Origin of the sequence: Arsenophonus nasoniae (assembly GCF_004768525.1) — a bacterium.
GTDB classification, from domain to species: Bacteria; Pseudomonadota; Gammaproteobacteria; order Enterobacterales; family Enterobacteriaceae; genus Arsenophonus; species Arsenophonus nasoniae.
The window spans coordinates 2,243,444-2,269,102 of record NZ_CP038613.1; the positions used below are offsets into that span (position 1 = coordinate 2,243,444).

Genomic DNA, 25,659 nt, shown 5'->3' on the forward strand with positions numbered 1-25,659 from the left:
AGCCTTGGCTTTTCTTTTTAATAACATAATTTCAAGGGGAAATTTAACATAACGACAAAAAAAGTTACGAATTACTAATTTAATCCAATTAGTATTAAAAAAACATTCATTAAATCTTTTTTATTTAAATATAGTTGTATTTTATAAAATATCGCATTATAACAATAATAACTATATAATATAATAAAAATTTAATTTATTATTATCTATAAAACTCATCCTGTTATATTCAGGATGAGTTAAATCATCAATATTGCCAATAAAATAAATTATCTTACCATTAAGTAATTCATAACTTATCATTTTTAATAATAATCAAATAATTGTTACATTATTAGCAGCGGAACCCTTACTGCCTTCTTGAATGTCAAATTCAACCTTCTGACCTACTGTCAATGTTTTAAAACCATTAACATCAATAGCAGTATAATGAACAAATACATCTTTACCACCACCTTCCGGTGTAATAAAACCAAAACCTTTTGTTTCATTAAACCACTTTACTGTACCAGTGATCTTTGTCATTTTTTGTCCTTTAATACTATCAATTAATTTTTGAATAACACAACAGATATTAAACAATATATTATTACTACTTATATTTGTGCTATTACATACTTTATTTACAATAGCAAATTATTTTATATCTCAGAGCGATTAGTTACTTTAAAAAATTAACAGTGAAAAACCTTTTTCACTACTTTCTATCAAGAAAATAAAAAAATTACAATAAAAAATGCGTATGCAACCTTAGCTATTTCAATTGCAAATTCAATAGTTTTAATAGCTTATACATTATGCATTCTCAAATTTAGAAATTGAAATTATATTCATAAACTTGTTATATAAACCTATAATAATTAATTTTATTCTTAATGTTGAGTGCATTACTTTACTATTTTCATTTTTTCTTTATTATTAGTTATAATACTAAAATAAAAAAATTTAATAATATCAAATTAATTCTATATTTCTAACCATATTGGAGGGATATGAATATTTGTTACGTAATAACTGAATATTGGATTTTAGAATCAATCAAAAACGATTTATTAATATTGTTTTTGTTGGTATATTAGTTTCCTGCTGCATATTTCCAACTTATATAATAGCGATATCTAATTCAGCTAACCACATTGATACAAGAAGTAGTAAACCTTTCTCCTTAGGAGAAAGGTTTACTTATAATATTAATAAGATATGGAATTCTTATCATTATGAAATTTATTTGCCTTTTTTAATTTGGCATAACCGATTAACTTATGATAATAAAAAAATTTCCGGCTATAATGAAACGCCTTGGGGATTAGGTATTGGTAAATGCCACTTTGATCAAAATAGTAATTGGCATTCTATCTATGCAATGGCTTTTGCTGATTCCCATAATAAAGTACAACCTATAGTTGGATATGGATTTCAAAAAATTTGGCGGCCAAGTAATTTTGATGAATTTCGTCTAGGAGCAGGTTTTACGCTAAGCATCACTGCTAGAAATGAATATTGGTATCTAGCGATACCATTACCACTTCCTATTGCTTCTATAGAATATAAGCAATTATCAATCCAAGCAACATATGTACCTGGAACATACAATAACGGTAATGTGCTTTTTGCTTGGCTACGCTGGCAATGGAAATAAACTTTTTAGATTCAAGACTAATACCCTGGTATAAACCAAGGCTACCGGTTATTATTTTACCAATTAGATTTATTTTCTTTTCTAATTTTTGTGAATAAAAATCCCATCCATAAAAACATAACCCAAAATGGCATAAGAATAACTGAAATACGAATTCCATCAGTCATTAAAATAATAAGTAAAATAAGAAATAAAAAAACTAAACAGAGATAATTACCAAATGGATACCATAATGCTTTGAATTTAGGTTCAACACCTTCTTTTATTTTTACCGCCCTAAATTTTAAATTAGAGATACAAATCATAACCCAGTTGATTACCAAAGTTGTCACAACTAACGACATTAGTAATTCTAGCGCTTTACCATCTAATAAATAATTGATTAAAATACCGCCTGATGTTGCTAAAGCTGAAATAGCAATCGATACAATAGGCACGCCACGCTTAGTCACTGTATTCAACAGATGTGGTGCGTTACCTTGCTTTGCTAAACCATAAAGCATACGGCTATTACTATATACTCCACTGTTATAAACTGATAATGCCGCTATTAAAACAACAATATTCAAAGAATTAGAAACAAATTTATCGCCAATATCATGAAAAATAAGTACAAACGGGCTTTCACCACTGACTACATTTATCCAAGGATACAATGAGAGCAACACAAATAACGAACCAATATAAAAAATTAAAATACGATAAACGACTTGATTAGTCGCTTTAGGAATACTTTGTGTCGGATTTTCCGCTTCCGCGGCTGTTATGCCAACCAGCTCTAGTCCACCAAAAGAAAACATAATAACAGCCATTGCCATTATCAATCCTGAAATGCCATTGGGAAAGAATCCCCCATATTGCCAAAGATTTGATACCGATGCTTGTGGGCCTCCTTTTCCACTAATTAGCAGATAGCAACCGAAAATAATCATTGCAATAATTGCTAACACCTTGATAATTGCAAACCAAAATTCTGTTTCACCATATAAACGTACATTTGTAAGATTGATTAGATTAATGACTATAAAAAAGAATGCGGCTGAAATCCAGGTTGGAATATCCCACCAATATTGAACATAAATACCTGCTGCGGTTAGTTCAGCCATACCAACTAAAATAAACATTGCCCAATAGTTCCAGCCAGATAAAAAACCAGCAAAAGAGCCCCAATATTTATAAGCAAAGTGACTAAAAGAACCAGCAACAGGTTCTTCAACAATCATCTCTCCTAATTGGCGCATAATTAAGAAAGCAATAAATCCACCTATTGCATAACCCAATAAAACAGATGGCCCCGCCATATTTATAGTTTGTGCAATTCCTAAAAAAAGTCCTGTTCCAACCGCACCACCAAGTGCAATCAATTGGATATGTCTGTTTTTCAACCCGCGCTTAAGCGTTTGCCCAACTTGTTCCGCCATAATTAAACCTTCATTTTATTCTAATTTCCTAATATTTTTATCAATGCAAACCTTAACTAAAAGCGCATGTCAAAACGATTAATTAAAACATTAATTTCTTTTTAAGCCTATATTAAATCATCACATCAGATTAAAACTCTATTAATTTTAGTTAAAATGGTAAATAACCGGTTATTTTACAGATACCAATGGTGAAATTCCCACCATTTTGATCTTGATCACAATAACTGTCTAATGCGACTAAATATAAAAATAAGCAGAGTAAAACGATCATAATCGCAATGACTATTTTTTTAATTTCAATATCTAACCCTTTTCATATTTTTAATACCACATAAGATAAAAAACAATTAGTATGTCACTCTAGGTAAAAAATCAAGTCACTAACTACAGTAACCATAGTGTCATTGCAGAAATCAATAAAATCTCTTTATTAATTTATTGTCTATGCTATTTATCAGTTAACTGCCGAAATTCAAAACAATTATTATAGATAAAAATGGCTTAAACACTCACTGATAAAGAGATAAACTGTTCTCTTTAAAGATCAACATAAATTTTTATATAAATTATTTAAACATCAAGCTATCGAACTTTGCCATCCCTAAAAAAAGTTGTGTATACTTCTTTAACCTATAACTAGTATGATATCACAATGCTACAAGATACCCACTTAGCACTTGTTTGCGAATTAAGTAAATGGATTGAAGAACACATAGGAAGGATAATCTACCTGGAAGAGCTTGCCGCTTACTCAGGTTATTCTCTTTGGCATATGCAAAAAATTTTTAAAGAAATAACAGGAATTTCACTTGGTAAATACATTCGTCAACGTCGTCTTGCCAAAGCGGTTAATCTTCTGAGAAATAGCTCTAAAGCCATTTTTGATATTGCGTTAGATTTTGGCTTTGGTTCGCAATCACATTTCACTTATATGTTTCGTAAAGAATTTGGTATTACACCTTACGATTTCCGCCAAGACCCTAATATTAAATTAAAAATCAAAGAACCACTACATCATATTTACCAACAATCATCAAATATTTAACCATAAGTAAGAAATATGTTAATTAACCTATTGATAGATAAGTAAAACTTCAATCAATAATCCATAAAAAATAATGGTTATTGTCGATGCTAAGATAAAATGACATAAATCTTCAGCTATTTTATTTTAATTTAGCATCTTTATTAATATTCAATATGAATTCACTGTTAAGGGCAAATAATTATTACTCCATTTGTATTAATTTATATGCAATATACTATAAATATATAATTTCCAACCAAAAATATACCTATTTTGGGTAATAATGAATCGCAATTAATTAAAATAAAATTAGAGTAATTAAACTATAAAACCTTTTACTAAAGACAATATTATTATATTTATATTAATTGTTAATATAAAACTAAAATTTAACATCGTAAGCTTTAATTATTATTTTAAATTAAAAATAAAAATTTATAATAAATTATAATTAAATATAAATTTTATTTATCACTATTTAAATAATTTTATCTATTTACTCTTAACAGAAAATTATATTCTATCCAATGTGTTTATATATCTAGTTTTAGAAGTGACCACACTTAATCATTCAATAAATTTCAGGAGACATTATGCCTAATAGTTTTATCCAGAATAATGGAGAAACATTGGATAATATTCAGCCTGCTCATGGTAGAATTATAACCCCAGCATCCCGCGGACACTTTGCTTCGATAAATGGCTGGTGGGGATTAGGGTGGGAAACTAATGAGTTAGAAGGAGGAAAAAACTTTCCAGAAACTAAAAGTGGGCCTTGTATACGCGAACCATCAGACGTAGCAAGTAGTACGCCACCAAAAGATGGATTAATCGTCAGTGGTGGAAGAACTGGAGAAAGAGCTTACTTAAATTCCACGGATAATGAATTAATTACAGAAGGAAAGATACCATGGCCTAAGCACCCAGTTCCAAAAGACGGTTTACAGCACTTTATATGGGAATACACACAACAACATAAAACACGTGGTTATGTAGCCTACATTACTAAGAATGGCTGGGATACTACAACACGATTAACTCGTAACCATTTTGAACTGACACCTTTTTTCGAAGATATTTCACCTGATGTCCCATTCTGGTCATATGATTTACCAGTAAAATACGAACATGATATTCAATTACCAGTGAATAGAAAAAAAGGTCATCATGTTATTGTAGTGTTATGGATTATTGCTGATACTGGTATGGCATTTTATCAAACTTTTGATTTCGAAAACAAATTTAACTAATATTATAAAAACTAACTGAAATACTAAGCTGTATTATCTAGTTTTTGACAGATAATTTATAATAAATAAACTTTTTTATTTTATAACATTGCAGTAGAATACTACTCCATTTTAATTTTGTCACAAATATATTTATTGATAAAAAAATAAATAAAAATTTAGATGAATATAGTGATAAAAACCTTCTTATACGAAGGTTTTTATTATATTAGCTAACTATTAGCGCCTCGTTCATTCCATTGTTTTAAATTGTCCTTTTCCCAAATACCATCCTCTACCTGTTTTTTAATATCAGGATAGGCATCTATATCAAATGTAGGTAATTTGCCAGCTTTGCGTTGTTGATTGTAGTCTTTGGTAAGTTTAAACACGATACCTGAAAGCATTAATATTGCAATTAGATTTGTTAACGCCATTAAGCCCATTGAGAAATCAGCTAATTTCCAAACTAAGGGCATTTCTGCCATTGAGCCAAAAATAACCATCCCCAAAGTAGCAAGCCTAAGAATATATAATCCGGCCGTATGGTTGTTTTCTAAAAAAACCATATTACTTTCTGCATAAGCATAATTTGCAATAATTGAAGTAAAAGCAAAGAAAAAAATAGCTATTGCAATGAAAATTGCTCCCCAATCACCAACAGCTGAAGACAGCGCTCGCTGTGTTAATTCAATTCCACTAATAGTGGCTTCAGCACTATCTAATGCACCAGAAGAAATAATAATAATTGCCGTTGCACTACAAATTACTAAAGTATCCATAAAAACACCTAGCATCTGTACATATCCTTGCGATGCCGGATGTGGCGGGTAAGGTGAAGCTGCCGCCGCTGCATTTGGCGCTGACCCCATACCTGCTTCATTTGAAAATAGCCCTCGCTGTATTCCTTGTGTCATCGCTTGGGCAACACCATAGCCAACAACGCCGCCAACAGCTTCTTGCAAACCAAAAGCATGTTTAATGATCAGTAGAAAAACATCTGGCAAACGTTCAATATTATTGCTCATCACCCAAAATGCTAATATCAAATAAGCGATTGCCATTATAGGAACAACGAGTTCGGCTACCCGAGCAATTGAACGTAGTCCTCCAAAAATAATAATGCCACAAATTATTGTGAGCACAATTCCTACGTAAAGAGGATTAAAACCAAAAGCAACGGCTGTTGCCTGAGCAATTGAATTAGCTTGAACAGAATTGAATACTAGACCAAAAGCGATGATAAGAAAGATAGAAAAAAGTACGCCCATCCAACGCATTTTAAGCCCTTTCTCCATATAATAGGCAGGGCCACCACGATAATTTCCTTGATCATCTTTTGTCTTATATAACTGTGCCAATGTGCTCTCAGCAAAAGAGGTAGCCATACCAATTAAAGCAACAAGCCACATCCAAAAAATGGCACCAGGCCCTCCGGCAGTCAATGCAATGGCTACACCCGTAAGATTTCCAGTTCCAACTCTAGCTGCTAGACTTGTACAAAGAGCTTGAAAAGAAGATATACCTGAACTATCTGATTTATTACTATTTTTTAGTATAGTAAACATATGCCCAAAATGGCGGAATTGAATAAGACCAGTGCCTAACGTAAAATAGATACCTACTCCAAGCAATAAATAGATTAATACACCACTCCATAGAATATTATTAAAATTGTCTATCAGTTCCGTCAAAACATTTCCCCTTATCTGTACTAATAAAAACTGTCCAATAAATCAAATACACTAATAAATAATACTAAACCTTTATTAAAAAATGACCCTTTTATTTGTATAAATTTCACTCTTTTATTGAAAAATAATAACATTACTAAGCAGTAAAACTGCCTTAAAATGTAACATAAACATCCTCTTTAGGTAACCTTTTTATTTTAAAAGTGAGAATCATGATTAGCTACAAACCGACAATATAACAAAAAGGTAAACAAGAATATTTGTCGATTTGCTGAGTTTTAATGTATATGAACAATTATATCAGCATCTAGTAAATCATAGCGATATTAAACACCAATAATTAAATTATCTTCATATTTTTATAAATACTAGTTGATATATTTAATATTAACTCTATAACTGTAGTAATTATTCATATTAAATTTCATCTAATTAAGAATAACATTAAAAAATCAACTAATTAATTATAATTACTAATATGATTAAATTTATCAACCAAACTAAATATAATATTTAACTATAACCTAAATCTCAATTTTGGCAACTTATTCATCAATTTTATTTTAACCTTTTATTTTCTAGTAATATTTTTACATTTAGCAATAATGAAATTACCAATCATCTATTCTTTATATTAAAAGCTAAAATAATAACTTTATTAAAATAAATTATTAATGGTTTTTTTAATAGAAAAGCAGCTAATTGTTTATTATTTTATTAATAAGTTATTTAATATATTATCACTATATTATTTATCTAATATTATTTTTTACTAGTAATAAATTCCCTAATATCTCAAAAGACATGCGATCCTTTTTATAATCTTTTATACAGTATTTTTAACTATTGTAACTGTTATTTTTTATCGTAATTTGTTTTAGTGAAACCATCATAGACTAACATTACTTCAATAACAATTAATAACCCGCATTTCATCACTAAAACATCCAATTAATCACACTAAAAGTGTGACTCGGATCCTTAATACTGCCAAATTTTTGGTTATAACGAAAAACATTAAATGAAAGCTCAACAAAATGAAATAACTTATCTTTTTGTACAATACTCCTTTTTATCTTGTCGCTATTTGTCTAGAATTACTGAGCCAAATAATGGCATTTAACTTTCATTTTAGCGAGGTATTTCTATCGAAATGCATTAACCAAAAATAAGGAGAATATTATGTTTTTGTTAATTCTCGGCCTGATTTGCGCATCTGGCATTTTCGCCGCAATGATGAGCCCCAAATGGGATGATTAAATGAATACTGAAGAGTATCCACCGAGTAAAACGCCCCTTTATTAGATTATTATCTAAAAAAGGGGCATTATTTTTATATTTAAAAATCAAATTCAAAATATTATATAAACCCCTCAACCTACAAAATCTAATTTTATCCAAATAAAATTTGGCTTATTTCCATACTCATGGCAAAAAATTAACAACAAATTTAAATCAAATTTTTGTTAATAATATTATTTTTATGAGAAGTGAATCGAGGTTTTAATGGCATTCTTTCAGCTATCCTAGCTTTATTAATCATAATATCTAACTCAGTAACTTGATAATTATTCCATAAATGAGAATAGTTTTTTACTTTTGCTGGCCATTTATTAGTAACAGAAAATCCTCGATTAAGACACTCCTGATGTAGTGATGTATATCTCAAATACAAAAATAACAATTTATCTCTAAAAAATAGAACATGCCCTTTCCCTAAGGTATAAGAAGTCAACGTCGACAATACAACATGTCCTTCTTTTTTAACAATATAGTTTGGTATACGAGTTAATTCTCTATGTTCAGCCAACAAGTGTTGATCGCATAATTCGTTAGGCGGGATTACATTTATTCTCGTCATAATTAGTTAATAACCAAATTTTTATGTTAAAAGTCTTATTATATCTCCATTTACTATATTAAAATAATTTTATTCATTATTAAATTTATACTAAAAGTGACTTTATCCTAGATTGTTACTGTTAAATCATTTTATGTATTAACTAAAACCTCTATGAGTCAATTATCTTGCACTCGCTACAAACATTTAGCCATGATTTTTATAAGCCAACGACATTATCATATTATTAATCACTGCATATTCATGATGCGGTTTAAAATAGATATATTTTAAGTATTTTGACAATGATATAGCGTAAAAACAATATAAAACTCTAATGAAAAAATCTTAGCAATAACTTGGTAAGAATTTTGCAAAAAACATTGAAATATCAGCTTATTAAATTAGAATTGCCGCTTTATGTATACGAACAATAACGATGAAAATTTTATTTAAAACCTTGACTATTATATCTGTTTTAACAGCTTATTTTGTTAATGTTTGTCATGCTCTGGCTCCACCACCTGCTATCTATGCTTGTGAAAAAATCGTCGAGGGAGTTGAAGATGGCAAACGCCATTGTTTAACCCATGATGTTGATGGTAATGAGTATAATATTATATTAAAGAATTAACTTAACCACTAAGGAATTATCAATTTCCTCTTTTTGCTGCCATCCATTGGCAGCCACGCTTTATTAATTATAATTAGCTATGGCATAAAAAATAAATGCCTCTATTTCAATGACATGCAGCGGATTAACTTTATAAAATCAGCCAAATGTTAATATAATGTTAAAAATAAACTATACTTGATAATGATTTTTATTTTCGAGGGTATAAACTATGCAGTCATTATCAAAAACATCAACCATTATTACAATACTGATCGGACTTAATTCTACCGTTACTATGGCTAAGGGCAACTCACAAAAAAATCCAGCGCCGCGCAACAATGAGCATGTTGTAAACTCCGTTCTTCAAGCCGGTTCAAATATCGCTGATAAAACAATGAGAACAAGTTATAACACGGTTGAAAAAGCAAATACTGCTGCCAATCAGTTAAGCCAATCCGTCGCCAATAATAGCACTAATCTTATTGGCAATGTCGCTAACTCTGGTTTAGATGCCAATCAAAAAACGACCCAAGACAGTTTGAATTTAGCCAATGATACTATGCTAAGAGGGGTAGAAATAGCAGCTGACCTCACCAATAGAACGCTTGGTATGGTAGAATCTGCTGCCAACGAAAGTTTTAAAACTGTCGGCGATGTTCTTGATAAAACAACCACTTTCTCTACGAAAATTTCAAAAATACAATATGGAAATAACACTAATCCTCAAGGATTAATTGTGGCGACCCAAACAATTGACGCAGGGATAGATACTGCCAATAAAACGATAGATAAGACGCTAACACTAGTAGGTAAAACTGCGGAAGGTAGCTTCGATACAACTAATCGTATTCTTGACACAAGCTTTAACGCAGCGGATACAGTACTTAACGAGACTTTTGATTCAAACAAAGCTAATTTTCAAACAACAATAGATGCAGCTAAATATACCGCTAATAATGGTTTAAATATGGCTGCTAACACCGCAAATGCCAGTTCAGAGCTTGTTAATTCAACCACTAATCGAGGTCTTAACATGGCAAATTCTACTACTGAGCGTGCTCTTACGATTGCGGATCCAGCCAATAACACGAGAGCTTTTAGTAACAATGGCGCAGGTACAGCTAGTGCCGCTAATAATAGTAATATCGATAATATCACAGAAGATGAAATTGCCACTAGATACCAAGGATAGCCTTTTTATTAACCACTCTTTATCAATTCGTAAAAAATGCATATCCTATCTCTCTTTCATTTTGCTGGTTACAAAAGAGAGAGAGATATTAATTTAATAATATAGCCTTTCTTTATAACAACTTAATTAATTAGCTAAATGATTCTGTTATAAACAACCGCCTTTTATTAACCATGAAAGAAGCTATAGTCAAAATCTCTTACAAAGTTATCTTTGCTGTCAATTAATTACATTTTTCTAACCATTATCAAGATTATGTAGCCAGGCTGATATTTAAATAACACCATCAAAATGTTAATAAATTGTTAAAATTAACTATACTTAATAAAGATAATTCATATATGAGGAGATAAGCTATGAAATTATTATATAAAGCATCCATTATTATATTATTTGGGTGTTATTCAATATCATCAATAGCCAATAATACTCAGATGCCTCTCACAACTAAAAATACTGATAACATTAGATACCATAAAAATCGCTACCATAGTTACGAACAAATAAACGCGATTATGGGAAGAAATTTTAATGAAGCTAGAGCCATGCTACAGCAAAATCTCGACTTTGCTAAAGAATCTGTTAATGAAAATCTAAAATTAGCTAAATATAGTATCGAGCAAAGTCTTAATTTTGCGCAAGCTGCTCTTCATAACAATAACGTAACAAATAATGATGGGTTGCTAAAATCTAGCCTAGAGCTTTCTAATAATGTAACTAATAAAACCTTAGAAGCGACAATGGCTAACATTGATAAAAGTTTGGCTACTACCCAAACGGGTATCAGCGAGTCTTTTAAGGCAACCAATGTAGCAACCAGAAAAAGTTTAGATACTTATGCCACAACAACTTTCCATAATGGCGTAATTATCATGAATCCTACTGTTAGTGAGAACACTCATATTAAACCCAATAGCCACAATTCAGGCAGTGCTGCTCATAACAGTAATAGCGATATTGAAAATAATGAGGAAACTCTTGCTCATTTCACTAGAGATTATCCTTAATATAAAATGATAATCGCATAAATTTGGTAGCAAAAAAGTAATAATCATTCAAAAACCAGCCCAAATGGCTGGTTAGCAAAATAGGGTAACAACTTAAATCATAAAATATATAATCATGCCATTATCATAGGGTAAATTTTATCGCCGACTGTATGGAGGTACAATAATTTTACCGACGGTACAGTTTAATAAACAGTAGTTTTATAGATAAAATTTCAATCCTAAGTTTTAAATAAAAAAAGTAATATTAAAATCCAATGAGGATTAAAAACTTAAATTAAAAAATACTACTTTACCACCTCATTTTAATATTCTAAAACCATTAATACCAATAAAGGACTTTTTTTCAAACAGATATATTAATGTGACAAAATACCAACTAAGACTTAAAATGGTTAAAGGGGTAAAATGACATCTTCTACTAGCTTTTAACTAAACTATCAATAAGCATCGGTTTAACCAATTTTTTAAACTGGCAAAATTACGATTATATTTTCTGCAGTAACAATTTCACTTTGCTTATATTGAATTGTTGTACTTAAATATAAAAACCATCAAAATTAAATGATAGTTTTTATAAAATAAATCATAACAAGTGATTAAGGAAAATATTTTGCTACTAACGCATAAAGAATAGCCACAGTTTCAATGTCTATGTTGCCATCATAATTTGATTGGCGAAAATGTAACTGAAAAGCTCTGATCAATTTTGTATAATCATTATTATTGGTAGCTTGAGATACATCATAGCCATAGCGCTTTAATTTGGTGACAATCTCCGCTTTTTCCGGCATTTTATTTTTAAATTGTGCCATATACTGCTGTTTTATTTCTTCTTCATACCAAGCACCAATTCCGGCGTTATAAAGCTTTTTCCATGGAAAGGCCGCGCCTGGATCACTTTTACGTCCGGGGGCAATATCTGAGTGAGCAACAATATTGGTTGGTAACATATCTGGATAACGTTGAATGATATTTAATGCTAATTCTTTTACTGCATCAATTTGTTTGTCATTAAACGGCGGAAAAATCATTTTTCCGTTAGCATAACCCGCCTCATTTACTATTTCGATCCCTATTGCAGTATCATTTAAATTGGAGCGTCCAGCCCAAAAGCTGACACCCGCATGCCATGCACGTTCATTTTCATCCACCAAATTAAAAATTCTAACATCTTTAAAACCAGCAGCCTGATATGTTTTATCAGTTGGATCAGGCACTAAATAATGCGCGCTAACACTATTACCTGTTAATGCCGTGATTGAAGCTTGAAAGTTTAAAGCAGTATAATGCATAACAAGAAAACGAGTCCTACGGTTAAAACTTTTGACTGAACGATATGAATTATAATCGATTAAGTACATGTTTTTTTCCTCTTGGCCGCTTAACTATTATCGACAATAAATGAAACGATTATTTAACTCCTTATTTAAAATGTAACAATTAATTTCAAGGCAATATTCATCACAAACAATAAAATTATTATTTAAAATAGGAATAACAAATTTATTTTTGTTTATAAATTTCCTGCCCTCTAGCCCGCAATCCCAAAAATTGAGCTTCTAATGTTTCTAGTTGACGTCTGAGACGAAGATAATTTCGTCCAGCGTCTGGCGCCAATTCGGTGGATCTGACATCATCCAAGCCGGTGGGGCTGGCGGTAACTCCATGGTTCTCGGAACACACGGCTTTGACGAGCAAGCGCTTATGGTTGTTACGCAAATCACTACTAAGCTGACGTATTGCCATTTTTGCATTATTAAGTTCCTGAGTTCGTTTTATATCAATTTGTTGCAACGATTTTATTTCGTATAAATAATTGTCTTTAAGTTCTGTTTGTTGTTGTAATTCATCTTTGAGTTGTTGGTATTGGTACTTTAGATGATTGTAATCGTTATAAATGACCGCAAATATTGCGGATATTAATGTTACAATAATTATTATGATAGAATTTAATTTCATAATAAAAAACGCTTTTTCAAACGTTTCCTCATATGTCAATTCTCGTATTCAATAATAATAAAAGCGGCCTTTCTTATTCAATCAATCAATTAATCAACCGTTTACTATTAATAAAAATACAAATTTAGATTAAGTTTAAAAGCAATCTAACTGTCGCTAATTTGAAATAAAAAATCAAAATAAAAAAGATAACAATTGATTACTTTTCTTTTTGTAAAATTAAATTTAATTAAAATTAATAATATTTAATTTATTTTTTATAACGTTTAATACCTTAAATATAATGGCCGGAACTTAATGCAGATAAAACTTCTCATCTTTGCAATATTTAACACTACTGTTACATAAGATTATCTTGCCATATGACTTGGTCACTGCTGGGTGGTTTGGCAATAATCTCACTATTTTGCAAACGGTTATGAACAAATACTAATGAAGAACTGACACTAAAATGACTAAAATAAATGCCACCCCCATGTTGAGTCAACAAGGTAATATCCCAATGTTTTTCACTATCGCCAGACAGTTGCAGATAAATTGACTCTAACACACAAGCACGTAACGAAAATCGATTTGCCGCTACTTTTAACAGTGTAGTATTTGCCATACCATTGAATTGACAACGCTCAAAACTTAATGGCGCACAACTAGCAAAACTATGCCCATTAAGACCATCAAACACGCTATCTATGATATGTATGGCACTCTTAACGCTAGTTTGCACAATTGGCTGAGTTTCATTTTGCCAGCTAAAATGACAACCATTAATTAGGTTACGACGAACGGATCGCACCGAAACCTGTGTTATGCGCAATTCACGATCAACCTTGCAACCACGCATTTGTAATCCATCTGCATTTACCCATAACATACCAGAACTAGGAATCGCCGAATCAGCGATAACAATAACATCTTCTAGTGTCAAATCGCTGATTTTATATCGAGCCACAAACCAGGGACAAATATGTTGCCGGACATTAATCCGTTTAGCACAACCACCCCACTGGGCACCAGAGTTTGCAAATGTCATCAGCCCAGAGTTACCGGTGTAGGTAAGATCATGTTCATACTGACCATGAGTGACAAATGGGCCTTTTTCTGCACTTTGCCCGGTGGCATGACAATTTTCCACCATACAATAAGCAGAAGCAGTAAAATCATTTAAATGCCTGGCATTTGCAACATAGCAATCACTGACATGCCCATATAAACAATAGATTTGTTGCGTCAAATAACCCGCTCCACCATAAGCCGTGTTGACAGGATTTTGCAACGAACATTGTTTTGTTATGTAATGAGTATTCCATCGACGCATTATTACTGGCCAAAAGCTGCCAATAGCATGAACAGCAAAAACATTGGCATAAATTGCATATTCGAAAGCTATTGGATGACTACCGGTTTTTGCATCAATACCAGCACCGGTAAAATGGAGGTTGCTGATCGTCACATCACACACTGACATGACTTTACGCCAACGGATAACACGCCCTGTATTAAGCTGCCAGCCATTAGAATAATTGATCTGAATATGCTCATTATCAATAATCGCGATTACCTGTACCAATTTTTGCAATTCGCGCTCATCGCTACCGACTAAATGATCAACTTGTAGTGCGTACCAATCTCCAGTCTTAAATTCGGTGGCGTCAGTAACTGGAAAAATATCAGTCTGCTCGTTCAATATTTCAGTCAAGGTAAATTTTCTTTCTTCAGTGCTAATTTTTCCCTGAAAGAACAATACTGCGGCAAATGGATCATCTGCGCCGTCAATAGGAACAATACCTTGTGTTGAAAGATGGTAATGATTAAAATTCAAATTAATACTTGAACGATTAAAATGATGACGGCGTTGAAATAATAGATTACTACCTGCTTCTATGCGCATAATAGACAAATCATTGACCATAGCGTCGAGTGCATCATCAGCTGGCGTTGTATCATCCATAATACCAAAGTGGAAAAAATCAGCTCGTCCTCCATGCTGTAATAACCAACGACCACCAGCAATAACGTTAGAAGCAATAACAGTCCCACCATTATCCTCTCTTGCGCAAGCGCTATCCCAAATATAATAACCACCACCACCATCGCCAGGTTGGAAATAACCACTAACATAAAGTGTGCCGGTATATTCACTATTTCTTAATATTGCTATTGAATCAAAATGTTGCATGTTAACCTCATTCCATAAGATTAAAATTATCCACATCTTAAATTAAATAGATGCAAACTCATTACATTGCATAATAATTTTGCAATAGTACTAACAAAAATAACTTGTATCTATTTCCGTTATCAATAATCAAAATTGCAGCGAAATATAATTAGTAGAAAGTGCTCGTGAAAGTAGAGCACAATTTATAATGCGAGACGATGAAAAAACTTTGTTTTAGATGAAATTAATCTTAAAAAATAAAAAAATTCATTTAATCACAGATCACTTTTTATATAAATATATACCCATTGGAAGATTCATTAATTTATAAGAATATGGTTCAAATTTCTCAATAATAAAGCCCCTTATATTCAACTACAATAAAAATAAATGATCCAAGCAATCAGTAGTTACAATATATTCACCACTAGTTTGAATTAATTGCTCGCTAACAAAAGTGTATTAATAATGAGAATCAATGAATTGCAAAAACAATTAAAATCATGATGATCGCGGCAAAGGCTGGATAAAAATTGTTGTTTAATTGAATATTATTTAGCTAGTTTGATAACCATTTCAATGTAAATAATAACAAACGGGAACCATCAAGCTCCCGTTATCAATTAAGTAAAACAGACAATTACATATGGCTGATAACCGCATCGCCAAACTCACTGCATTTCAATAACTTAGAACCCGGCATTAAGCGTTCAAAATCATAGGTGACGGTTTTGGCGGCAATCGCCCCTTGCATACCTTTAATGATTAAGTCGGCCGCCTCTGTCCAGCCCATGTGGCGTAGCATCATCTCAGCAGAGAGGATAATAGAGCCTGGATTTACTTTGTCTTGACCTGCATATTTCGGTGCTGTGCCATGGGTTGCTTCAAATAGTGCACAACTATCACCTATATTCGCGCCAGGGGCGATACCAATGCCGCCAACTTGCGCCGCTAAGGCATCCGAAATGTAATCGCCATTAAGGTTCATACAAGCAATAACGTCATATTCGGCTGGGCGCAACAAAATTTGCTGTAAAAACGCATCAGCTATTACGTCCTTAATAATAATATCTTTACCTGTCTCTGGATGTTTAATTTTCATCCATGGACCACCATCCAGTAATTCAGCACCGAATTCATCTTGTGCTAACTGGTATCCCCAATCTTTAAAAGCACCTTCAGTGAATTTCATTATGTTGCCTTTATGCACTAAAGTGACCGATTGTCGATTATTTTGGATAGCATACTCAATTGCTGCCCGCACTAGCCGCTTAGTTCCCTCTTCTGAACAGGGCTTTATACCGATACCACAGTTGGTCGGGAAACGAATTTTATTTACCTCCATCTCATCTTGTAGAAATTTAATAACTTTATCCGCCTCAGCGCTGCCCGCTTTCCATTCAATACCCGCATAAATATCTTCAGAATTTTCACGAAAAATAACCATATCAGTCAATTCTGGCTGTTTTACTGGGCTAGGGGTACCTTGATAATAACGCACAGGCCGTAAACAAATATAGAGATCGAGTTGTTGACGTAAAGCAACATTTAAAGAACGGATCCCGCCGCCGACAGGTGTAGTTAGCGGTCCTTTAATAGAGACATGATATTGTTGGATCAAATCGAGGGTTTCATCCGGTAACCATACATCTTTGCCATAAATTTGAGTTGATTTTTCACCGGTATAAATTTCCATCCAAGAAATCTTTTTGTCACCGTGATAAGCTTTTTTTACTGCTGCATCAACCACTTTCAACATCACAGGGGTAATATCAGCACCAATACCATCCCCTTCAATAAAAGGAATTATTGGATTATTAGGGACATTCAGCTTACCTGCTGCCAGGGTAATTTTTTCACCTTGTTGAGGAACAACTACTTTGTTTTCCATCAATCTCTCCTTTTAGTTATCTTAGCGCAATACCTATTAACTTATGGTAAGAATATTGCATGGTACTTGAATAATTTTCTACGCCAATGGCTGTTAATTTAAGGTATAATAGGGATCTCATTTTTTATTACTCATTGCTATGACAAATTTGCATCATAAAAAGTCCAAATCGAAACAATACCATGACAAAAATAGCGCAAATTTTGTCAAACATACGATTAATTCACGTAGAATATTACTGTTTAATAAACCGTTCGATGTATTGTCACAATTTACTGACCATATTGGTCGCCAAACATTAAAAAATTACATTCCAGTTACCAATGTCTATGCTGCCGGACGTTTGGATCGCGATAGTGAGGGTTTGTTAATTCTCACTAATGATGGCAAATTACAAGCGAAATTGACCCAGCCAAACAATAAAACAAAAAAATTTACTATGTGCAGGTTGAAGGTATACCGGAAGAAGCAGCATTACAAAAATTTTGTCGAGGCTTGCTATTAAAAGATGGTATGACCAAGCCGGCAAAAGCTGAACTTGTTGCTGAGCCAGATTGGCTTTGGCCGCGTCATCCTCCTATACGCATAAGAAAAAATATTCCAACTAGTTGGCTAAAGATCTCCTTATCAGAAGGCCGCAATCGGCAAATACGTCGTATGACAGCCAATATAGGATTTCCAACCTTAAGATTGATTCTCTATAGTATTGCTAATTTTCAATTAGATAACTTACAACCTGGTGAATGGAAGGAGATTGATCTTGTTTAAACCGCACGTTACCGTTGCTAATGTCGTTCACGTTAACGGTAACTTTTTAATTGTAGAAGAAATTATTAATAATAAATCAGTCTGGAATCAACCGGCTGGGCATTTAGAAGCTAACGAAACTATTTTGGCTGCCGCTAGTCGTGAGCTATATGAAGAGACTGGTATTAATGCGCTTCCACAGCAATTAATAAAAATTCATCAATGGGTAGCACCTGATGGCTGTGCTTTCCTACGCTTTCTTTTTTTGATTGAACTAGATGAAATGCCTGAAACCTCTCCACAAGATAATGATATCCATCAATGTCTATGGCTTACTGCAGATGAAATATTATCCAGCTCGTGCCTTCGTTCACCTTTAGTGGCAGAAAGCATACGCTGTTATATGAGCCGAAAATTTTTTCCGCTAGCATTAATCGATGCTTACCAATTTCATAGCGGCTGATAGAGATTAATCCAATGCTACTATGGTGCAACTTGACACAGCATGTTAAAATATTTGTTTTATGTTTGCCCGCAGTGAGATTTATTCATGTCAGATAACCCGTTGAAAAAAGTCATCGTTGGAATGTCCGGTGGCGTTGACTCATCCGTATCCGCTTACCTATTAAAACAACAAGGTTATCAGGTTGCCGGTCTCTTCATGAAAAACTGGGAAGAAGACGATAATGAAGAGTATTGCGCAGCGGCCACCGATCTTGCCGATGCACAATCCGTATGCGATAAACTCGATATAGAGCTTCATACCGTTAATTTTGCCGCCGAATATTGGGACAATGTTTTTGCTCATTTTCTTGCTGAGTATAAAGCTGGCCGCACGCCAAATCCTGACATTCTATGTAATAAAGAAATTAAATTTAAAGCATTTCTAGAATTTGCGGCAGAAGATCTGGCAGCAGACTATATTGCCACCGGCCACTACGCTCGATGCAAAACTGTTAATGGGCGCCATCAATTACTGCGTGGCCTAGATAATAATAAAGATCAGAGCTATTTTCTTTATACTTTGGATCAAGCGCAACTGGCACAAAGTCTTTTTCCAATCGGTGAACTAGAAAAATCAACCGTTCGCCGTATCGCTGAGGAAATTGGTTTAATTACGGCCAAAAAGAAAGACTCAACAGGAATTTGTTTTATTGGTGAACGTAAATTTCGCGACTTCCTCGCTCGTTACCTGCCGGCTAAACCAGGTGTAATTATAACGGTTGACGGTAAAATTTTAGGTGAACATTCAGGCTTAATGTATCATACGTTAGGTCAACGTAAGGGATTAGGTATCGGTGGTGTAAAAGAAGCTAATGATGATCCCTGGTATGTTGTTGATAAAGATATTAAAAATAATCGCCTAATTGTTGCCCAAGGCCATAATCACCCACGTTTGATGTCGACAGGACTTATCGTCCAACAAATCCATTGGATTAATCCACCAGCATTAAACGAAACCAATCAATACACAGTTAAAACGCGTTACCGGCAGCCAGATATTCCCTGTACAATTAAGCAATTAAGTGACAATAAAATCATCGTGCAATTTGACTACCCTATTGCAGCCGTCACACCAGGTCAATCCGCAGTCTTTTATCAAGGTGAAATTTGTTTAGGCGGTGGTGTTATTGAAACACGTATTCAGGAGTCAATGTGAGCAAAAATTTTTATGATATTACTCTTGCTTTTGCCGGTATCTGCCAAGCATGTCATTTAGTTCAACAAATAGCTCATAACGGAAAGATTGACGATAATGCGACAAACGTTATGATTAATAGCACGCTAAATATTAATCCAACATCCACATTAGATGTTTATGGCAATAGCGAAGCAAATCTTCGTGTTGGTTTAAATACTTTACTTGCTATACTTACCGTCTCAAATAATACCCTTTACTCTAATTTAACCCGCTACTTATTAAGTCTCATCGGATTAGAGCGCCGGCTAAGAAAAAATCCATCAGCAAGTAATGAACTTAGACAACGTATTGAACTCCTTCAACACCAAAAAAATTATTTTGAACCTATGTCCAGTGGTATTTTCAATGCACTGGCGGGTATTTATGTGGATGTGATTAGTCCAATTGGCCCGCGTATTCAGGTAACGGGTTCTCCGGATATCCTACAAAATAGTTCAATACAAGCTAAAGTACGTGCATTACTTTTTACTGGCATTCGTAGCGCTGTTCTCTGGCAACAAATCGGTGGCAACCGCCTACAATTAATGTTTTCGCGACAACGTTTGATCACTCAAGCAAAAGAAATTCTTGCTCATTGTTAATAAATTTGGGAGTCACTAGCAATGGAATTATCTTCACTGACTGCTGTATCGCCGATTGATGGCCGCTACAGTGATAAAGTCAGTCTATTACGTCCAATTTTCAGTGAATTTGGTTTACTAAAATATCGTATCCAAGTAGAAGTACGCTGGCTACAAAAATTAGCAGCATGTGCTGACATTAAAGAAGTGCCCCCATTTAGTGTCGAAGCAAAAACTTATCTTGAGCAAATTGTAACTCGCTTCAATGAAGATGATGCCATTCAGATCAAACAAATTGAACAAACAACGAATCATGATGTAAAAGCGGTTGAATATTTTCTAAAAGAAAAAATGGCTGCCATACCTGAATTAGAAAAAGTGGCAGAATTTATTCATTTTGCCTGTACCTCTGAAGATATTAATAATCTTTCCCATGCGCTAATGTTAAAAACCGCTCGTGATCAAGTAGTTCTGCCAAAATGGCGAAAAATTATTAATAGCCTAAAAGAGATGGCCCATCTTTATCGCGCTTTACCGCTACTATCAAGAACCCATGGCCAACCCGCGACGCCGACTACGATAGGTAAAGAGTTTGCCAATGTTGCTTATCGTATGGAGCGGCAATATCAACAACTTGAGCAAATCGAAATTTTAGGCAAAATTAATGGCGCGGTCGGTAATTATAATGCCCATTTATCCGCTTATCCTGAGATAAATTGGCATCTGTTCAGCGAAGAATTTGTTACTTCGTTAGGTATCAAATGGAATCCGTTCACCACCCAAATTGAACCTCATGACTATATTGCTGAACTATTTAATTGTATTGCTCGTTTTAATACCATTTTGCTCGATTTTAATCGGGATATCTGGGGTTATATTGCCCTTAATCATTTCAGACAAAAAACCGTCGCCGGTGAAATTGGTTCATCAACCATGCCACATAAAGTTAACCCGATTGATTTTGAAAATTCCGAAGGTAATCTTGGACTCGCAAATGCCTTATTAAATCATCTGGCAAATAAATTACCGATTTCACGTTGGCAACGAGATCTAACGGATTCAACAGTATTACGTAATTTAGGAGTCGGCATTGGTTATGCCTTGATAGCCTATCAAGCGACATTGAAAGGCTTGAGTAAGCTAGAAGTGAATGAGCAAAATTTACAAATTGAATTAGATGCAAATTGGGAAGTGCTGGCTGAAGCTATTCAAACGGTTATGCGCCGCTATGGAATTGAAAAGCCTTATGAAAAACTAAAAGCATTAACCCGCGGCAAGCGCACTACAGCAGCTGACATCAAAGCTTTTATTGATGATTTAGATTTACCAGAATCGGAAAAAAATCGTTTAAAAACAATGACTCCAGCTAACTATATTGGTTACTCAATCAAACTAGTGGACTATTTTAAATAGCATTCATCGGTGAGCAATATTCATTGCTCACCCTACTTTTTTATTTAATTAGCCAATCAAACCCCATAATTATTTTCTTTTCATTCACTAATATCTTGCCGTCCTCCAGCTATCCTTCTAACATAGGATTTATTACTGCTTTTTCTAGTAGATTTATTGAGAAATTGAGGTTGTTATGCGGATATTAATTGTAGAAGATAATGCGCTTTTACGTCACCATCTAACTGTCCAGTTAAAAGAGACCGGTCACCAAGTAGATGCAGCAGCAGATGCTAAAGAAGCCGATTATTTTTTACAAGAGAGTAATCCCGATATTGCAATTGTTGACTTAGGATTACCCGGTGAAGATGGATTAAGTATGATCAGGCGTTGGCGGCAAGACAATATTAAATTGCCTATTTTAATATTAACCGCACGTGAGCGCTGGCAAGAAAAAGTAATTGCCTTAAATAGTGGAGCCGATGATTATGTAACGAAACCATTTCACCTGGAAGAGATTTTAGCACGAATTCAAGCATTAATGCGTCGTAACAGTGGGCTTGCTTCACAAATACTTCAACTAGGTGACTTTGTTATTGACATGTCACGTAAGGAATTCACTATTAAAGATAAAAATATAAAGCTCACCGCATTTGAATATACGATTTTAGAAACCTTAATGCGTAATAACAGTAAGGTAGTGAGTAAAGAGTCACTGATGCGCCAGCTCTATCCAGATGCAGAATTGCGTGAAAGTCATACTATCGATGTCCTAATGGGACGATTACGAAAAAAAATTATGCAAGAATGGCCTAATGATGTCATTGTGACCGTTCGTGGGCAAGGTTACCGGTTTGACGCAGAACAGCCCGATGATGCTATTTAATTTTTTAAAACGCAAAAAACCCTTTTCGTTGCGAACACGTTTTTTACTTGCAACTTCAGGGATAATATTAGCATTGACACTCTCCTATGGTGCCGTTGCCATCGTTGGCTATTTAGTGAGTTTTGATAAAACAACCTATACCTTACTACGTAGTCAAAGTAATCTATTTTATAGTTTGGCTCAATGGCGTAATAATAAGTTAGACATTCATGTCCCGACTGACTTCAACTTAAATGCCTCAGCTTTTATTTTAATTTATAATCAACAAGGTGAAATTCTGTGGCGACAACACAACATTCCTGCTATTGAAAAAGCTATCGATAAAGAGTGGCTAAAAAAGGATGGGCTATATGAATTAGACACCGATTTAAATACTACACGCGAATTAATTAAAGTTTCACCTAACGGCAGTAAACCAGCGAAAAAAATCACTGATATTGAAAATCCCTCTTTAACACACTCAGTTTCTGTCAACCACTATCAGGCAACCAAAAATCTACCGCAACTTACCATTGTGGTAATAGATACCTTACCTTTCGATCTACAAAAAACTGGATTAGTTTGGGAATGGTTTGGCTATGTTATATTAACCAATTTTATTCTGGTCATTCCGCTGCTTTGGCTAGTGACTTCCTGGAGTTTATACCCGATTAAATCATTAAGCTCACAAATAAGCGGCATTGAAAAAGGCGAGCAGGAAGCACTGGATGAAAATCCACCATTAGAGCTCAGCGGATTAGTGCGTAACTTGAATAATTTACTGGTAAACGAACAAAAGCGCTATAGCAAATACCGTACTACACTGGCGGATTTGAGCCATAGCCTAAAAACTCCGTTAGCGGTATTACAGTCAACCCTCCGTTCTCTGCGCTCAAGTAAACAAATGACCATTGAACAAGCCGAGCCTATTATGCTGGAACAAATTGGCCGAATTTCACAACAAATAGGTTACTATTTGCACCGTGCAAGTATACATAGTGAAGATCATTTCGCGATCCGAGAAATTTCTTCTGTCTCGGCTTTATTAGATAATTTATGCAGTGCCTTAACAAAAGGGCGTCAATTTGACCCTCGATGTCTCGCCTGAAATTACTTGGCTAGGTCAACCGATAGATTTTATGGAAATTATGGGTAATATTATTGAAAATGCTTGTAAATATTGTCTTGAATTTGTCGAAGTTAGCGCTAATAGCACTGAAAATTCGTTAACCATTATTGTTGATGATGATGGTCCTGGGGTTGCTGAAGATAAACGTGATTTGATTTTTTTGCGAGGTCAACGCATTGATACACTACGACCTGGACAAGGTTTGGGACTCTCTATTGCGGCTGAAATAATTGAACAATATGACGGAGATATTGCTATTACTCATAATCCATTAGGTGGAGCACGAGTGATTGTCACTTTTAGACAACAATTCCCGGTGACAGATAGCTAATATCACTAAATAGCAACGCCATTTTCTTATCTTTTAGCTAACAAATTAAATAAATATGCAGAATAACATGATTGACTATCAACTGAATATCAATTGGCCAGATTTTATCAAAAATTTTTGGCAAAAACGGCCGTTATTAATTAAACAAGGATTGACTAATTTTATTGATCCTATCTCAGCTAATGATTTAGCGGGATTAGCCATGGAAGATGAAGTGGATAGCCGATTAGTAAGCTTTCAAGATGGAAGTTGGCATGTTACTCACGGCCCTTTTGATAACTATGAACAATTGGGCGAGACTGGATGGTCACTGCTAGTACAAGCCGTTAACCATTGGCATTATCCATCAACTGCCTTATTAGCCCCCTTTCGTGTTTTATCTGATTGGCGAATTGATGATTTAATGGTTTCTTATTCTGTCCCAGCAGGTGGCGTTGGCCCCCATATAGATCAATATGATGTTTTTATTATTCAAGGTCTTGGCCGCCGTCATTGGCGAGTAGGTGAAAAAATGACACTGAAACAACATTGTCCACATCCAGATCTACTTCAGGTTGAACCTTTTGCTGCCATTATTGATGAACAACTTGAGCCAGGTGATATTCTTTATATCCCGCCTGGCTTCCCCCATGAAGGTTATTCCATAGAGACTTCACTTAATTACTCGGTCGGTTTTAGATCACCAACGAGCCGTGAATTATTTAGTAGTTTTGCCGATTACCTGATCGCTAATGACTTAGGTAGCTACCATTATCGTGATCCAAATATAGCCACACGTGACAATCCTGCTATCATATTGCCCACTGAATTAACTGAAATACAACATATAATGCAACAATTGCTTGCTCAACCACAAATTTTTACTCATTGGTTTGGCACGTTTATTTCTCAGTCTCGTCATGAGTTAGATATCGCGCCGCCCGATCCATCCTATACCGTTGAGCAAGTTATTCAGCTTCTCCGTCAAGGAAATACGCTTTACAAACTTAATGGCTTACGTACTTTATGTGTAGCGGATCAATACTTTGTTAATGGTGAACAATTAAACTCATCTAAATCAAATATAACTGCCCTTAATATCCTGTTTGAAAAGTTGGAAATTCAAGCTGATATGTTAGGTAACGCATTGAATAATCATTATTTTATGCAATTAGTAACTAAACTAATTAATGATGGATATTGGTATTTTAACGATTAAAATTATTTAGCCTGTATACAATAAAACATGATTGGCTTGACGGGTCGATAATTTTA

Annotated in this window: 22 protein-coding genes and 2 pseudogenes; 15 read left to right on the forward strand and 9 right to left on the reverse strand. The window is 33.9% G+C overall.

Annotation, left to right across the window (positions count from 1 at the left end):
• Positions 1 to 315: 315 nt before the first annotated feature.
• On the reverse strand, positions 316 to 525 hold the full coding sequence (locus ArsFIN_RS11285; RefSeq protein ID WP_026822729.1) for a cold-shock protein: 210 nt from the start codon (positions 523 to 525) through the stop codon (positions 316 to 318).
• 496 nt (positions 526 to 1,021) lie between these two features.
• Here ArsFIN_RS11285 and pagP point away from each other — a divergent pair, with 496 nt between their 5' ends.
• Positions 1,022 to 1,639, forward strand: coding sequence for a lipid IV(A) palmitoyltransferase PagP (pagP, locus tag ArsFIN_RS11290; RefSeq protein WP_276324667.1), 618 nt, complete (start codon positions 1,022 to 1,024; stop codon positions 1,637 to 1,639).
• A 56-nt stretch (positions 1,640 to 1,695) separates the two neighbouring features.
• On the opposite strand, the gene ArsFIN_RS11295 is transcribed toward pagP, so the two are convergent.
• Positions 1,696 to 3,060 (reverse strand): amino acid permease, encoded by a 1,365-nt coding sequence (locus ArsFIN_RS11295; protein WP_026822731.1) that lies wholly within the window; start codon positions 3,058 to 3,060, stop codon positions 1,696 to 1,698.
• 151 nt (positions 3,061 to 3,211) lie between these two features.
• Positions 3,212 to 3,334 carry a PhoP/PhoQ regulator MgrB gene (gene mgrB, locus ArsFIN_RS11300; RefSeq protein ID WP_210409074.1) on the reverse strand — a complete coding sequence of 41 codons (123 nt, stop codon included), beginning with the start codon at positions 3,332 to 3,334 and terminating at the stop codon, positions 3,212 to 3,214.
• A 381-nt stretch (positions 3,335 to 3,715) separates the two neighbouring features.
• On the opposite strand from mgrB, the gene ArsFIN_RS11305 reads away from it, so the two are divergent.
• Together ArsFIN_RS11305 and ArsFIN_RS11310 are read left to right on the forward strand one after the other, a co-directional pair.
• Positions 3,716 to 4,108: a helix-turn-helix domain-containing protein gene (locus tag ArsFIN_RS11305; RefSeq protein ID WP_026822732.1), complete on the forward strand. Its 393-nt coding sequence runs from the start codon at positions 3,716 to 3,718 to the stop codon at positions 4,106 to 4,108.
• Positions 4,109 to 4,683: 575 nt separating this feature from the next.
• Positions 4,684 to 5,340, forward strand: coding sequence for a lytic polysaccharide monooxygenase auxiliary activity family 9 protein (locus ArsFIN_RS11310; RefSeq protein ID WP_135677733.1), 657 nt, complete (start codon positions 4,684 to 4,686; stop codon positions 5,338 to 5,340).
• A 212-nt stretch (positions 5,341 to 5,552) separates the two neighbouring features.
• Here ArsFIN_RS11310 and ArsFIN_RS11315 read toward each other — a convergent pair whose 3' ends face one another.
• The gene (locus ArsFIN_RS11315; RefSeq protein ID WP_026822734.1) at positions 5,553 to 7,013 is read right to left on the reverse strand and encodes an alanine/glycine:cation symporter family protein; all 1,461 of its coding nucleotides are present in this window, start codon (positions 7,011 to 7,013) and stop codon (positions 5,553 to 5,555) included.
• A 1,182-nt stretch (positions 7,014 to 8,195) separates the two neighbouring features.
• Here ArsFIN_RS11315 and mgtS point away from each other — a divergent pair.
• The gene (gene mgtS / locus ArsFIN_RS28825; protein WP_148305538.1) at positions 8,196 to 8,273 is read left to right on the forward strand and encodes a protein MgtS; all 78 of its coding nucleotides are present in this window, start codon (positions 8,196 to 8,198) and stop codon (positions 8,271 to 8,273) included.
• A gap of 190 nt (positions 8,274 to 8,463) precedes the next feature.
• On the opposite strand, the gene ArsFIN_RS11320 is transcribed toward mgtS, so the two are convergent.
• Entirely contained in the window at positions 8,464 to 8,823 is a 360-nt protein-coding gene (locus ArsFIN_RS11320; RefSeq protein WP_246067202.1) for a pyrimidine dimer DNA glycosylase/endonuclease V, read from the reverse strand.
• A 469-nt stretch (positions 8,824 to 9,292) separates the two neighbouring features.
• Here ArsFIN_RS11320 and ArsFIN_RS11325 point away from each other — a divergent pair, with 469 nt between their 5' ends.
• The 3 genes from ArsFIN_RS11325 to ArsFIN_RS11335 all read left to right on the forward strand — a co-directional run bounded on the left by ArsFIN_RS11325 (position 9,293) and on the right by ArsFIN_RS11335 (position 11,668).
• Entirely contained in the window at positions 9,293 to 9,487 is a 195-nt protein-coding gene (locus ArsFIN_RS11325; RefSeq protein ID WP_026822736.1) for a hypothetical protein, read from the forward strand.
• 211 nt (positions 9,488 to 9,698) lie between these two features.
• Positions 9,699 to 10,661: a hypothetical protein gene (locus ArsFIN_RS11330; protein ID WP_026822737.1), complete on the forward strand. Its 963-nt coding sequence runs from the start codon at positions 9,699 to 9,701 to the stop codon at positions 10,659 to 10,661.
• Between the two features lie 356 nt (positions 10,662 to 11,017).
• Positions 11,018 to 11,668 (forward strand): hypothetical protein, encoded by a 651-nt coding sequence (locus ArsFIN_RS11335; protein WP_026822738.1) that lies wholly within the window; start codon positions 11,018 to 11,020, stop codon positions 11,666 to 11,668.
• A gap of 599 nt (positions 11,669 to 12,267) precedes the next feature.
• On the opposite strand, the gene ArsFIN_RS11340 is transcribed toward ArsFIN_RS11335, so the two are convergent.
• The 4 genes from ArsFIN_RS11340 to icd all read right to left on the reverse strand — a co-directional run bounded on the left by ArsFIN_RS11340 (position 12,268) and on the right by icd (position 17,679).
• Positions 12,268 to 13,032, reverse strand: coding sequence for an N-acetylmuramoyl-L-alanine amidase (locus ArsFIN_RS11340; protein WP_026822739.1), 765 nt, complete (start codon positions 13,030 to 13,032; stop codon positions 12,268 to 12,270).
• A 142-nt stretch (positions 13,033 to 13,174) separates the two neighbouring features.
• Positions 13,175 to 13,669 carry a lysis system i-spanin subunit Rz gene (locus tag ArsFIN_RS11345; RefSeq protein WP_135677734.1) on the reverse strand — a complete coding sequence of 165 codons (495 nt, stop codon included), beginning with the start codon at positions 13,667 to 13,669 and terminating at the stop codon, positions 13,175 to 13,177.
• Between the two features lie 301 nt (positions 13,670 to 13,970).
• A complete protein-coding gene (locus ArsFIN_RS11350) occupies positions 13,971 to 15,806 on the reverse strand; it encodes a hypothetical protein (protein WP_051297002.1) in 1,836 nt (611 codons plus the stop codon).
• A 622-nt stretch (positions 15,807 to 16,428) separates the two neighbouring features.
• Positions 16,429 to 17,679 carry an NADP-dependent isocitrate dehydrogenase gene (icd, locus tag ArsFIN_RS11355; protein ID WP_026822740.1) on the reverse strand — a complete coding sequence of 417 codons (1,251 nt, stop codon included), beginning with the start codon at positions 17,677 to 17,679 and terminating at the stop codon, positions 16,429 to 16,431.
• A gap of 139 nt (positions 17,680 to 17,818) precedes the next feature.
• Between icd and rluE the strand changes: the two are divergent.
• The 8 genes and pseudogenes from rluE (at position 17,819) to ArsFIN_RS11395 (ending at position 25,603) form a co-directional block, all read left to right on the forward strand.
• Positions 17,819 to 18,447, forward strand: a pseudogene (rluE, locus tag ArsFIN_RS11360) (23S rRNA pseudouridine(2457) synthase RluE).
• Complete coding sequence (locus tag ArsFIN_RS11365; protein ID WP_026822741.1) at positions 18,440 to 18,889, forward strand: NUDIX domain-containing protein; 450 nt, start codon at positions 18,440 to 18,442, stop codon at positions 18,887 to 18,889. The pseudogene rluE and the gene ArsFIN_RS11365 overlap by 8 nt, the downstream one beginning before the upstream one ends.
• Positions 18,890 to 18,976: 87 nt before the next feature.
• Complete coding sequence (gene mnmA / locus ArsFIN_RS11370) at positions 18,977 to 20,086, forward strand: tRNA 2-thiouridine(34) synthase MnmA (protein WP_026822742.1); 1,110 nt, start codon at positions 18,977 to 18,979, stop codon at positions 20,084 to 20,086.
• The gene (hflD, locus tag ArsFIN_RS11375; protein ID WP_026822743.1) at positions 20,083 to 20,709 is read left to right on the forward strand and encodes a high frequency lysogenization protein HflD; all 627 of its coding nucleotides are present in this window, start codon (positions 20,083 to 20,085) and stop codon (positions 20,707 to 20,709) included. The genes mnmA and hflD overlap by 4 nt, the downstream gene beginning before the upstream one ends.
• A gap of 21 nt (positions 20,710 to 20,730) precedes the next feature.
• Entirely contained in the window at positions 20,731 to 22,101 is a 1,371-nt protein-coding gene (gene purB, locus ArsFIN_RS11380; protein WP_026822744.1) for an adenylosuccinate lyase, read from the forward strand.
• A gap of 175 nt (positions 22,102 to 22,276) precedes the next feature.
• Positions 22,277 to 22,966, forward strand: a complete 690-nt coding sequence (phoP, locus tag ArsFIN_RS11385) for a two-component system response regulator PhoP (protein WP_026822745.1) — start codon at positions 22,277 to 22,279, stop codon at positions 22,964 to 22,966.
• Positions 22,953 to 24,405: pseudogene (gene phoQ, locus ArsFIN_RS11390) on the forward strand (two-component system sensor histidine kinase PhoQ). Before phoP ends, phoQ begins: the two are co-directional and overlap by 14 nt.
• 70 nt (positions 24,406 to 24,475) lie before the next feature.
• On the forward strand, positions 24,476 to 25,603 hold the full coding sequence (locus tag ArsFIN_RS11395; RefSeq protein ID WP_026822746.1) for a ribosomal protein uL16 3-hydroxylase: 1,128 nt from the start codon (positions 24,476 to 24,478) through the stop codon (positions 25,601 to 25,603).
• The last annotated feature ends 56 nt before the right edge of the window (positions 25,604 to 25,659 follow it).